Genomic DNA, 242 nt, shown 5'->3' with positions numbered 1-242 from the left:
GGGCGGACCGCAACTGGTCTATGCCGCGACCAAGGAAGAGGTCGGCGTCGAAGCCCTCGGCGGAGGTGAAATGCATAGCCGCGTTAGCGGCGTCACCGACCATTTGGCGGAAAGCGACAGCCACGCGCTGGCGATCGTGCGTAATATCGTCGCCAACCTGGGAGAGCCGCCGCGATTGCGCTGGACGGTCGAGCAGGGCGAACCGCCTTGCCATGCGGTCGAGGAAATCTATGGAATCGTCA

Annotated in this window: 1 protein-coding gene; it reads left to right on the top strand. The window is 63.6% G+C overall.

Annotated features, from left to right (window positions below; all coding sequences use genetic code 11):
* On the top strand, positions 1-242 hold a 242-nt coding region (locus tag G8O24_RS43755), incomplete at both ends, for a carboxyl transferase domain-containing protein (protein ID WP_283815684.1).

Source organism: Bradyrhizobium campsiandrae (assembly GCF_014529705.1).
Taxonomy (GTDB): Bacteria; Pseudomonadota; Alphaproteobacteria; order Rhizobiales; family Xanthobacteraceae; genus Bradyrhizobium; species Bradyrhizobium campsiandrae.
This window is presented reverse-complemented; position numbering and strand designations above follow the sequence as displayed.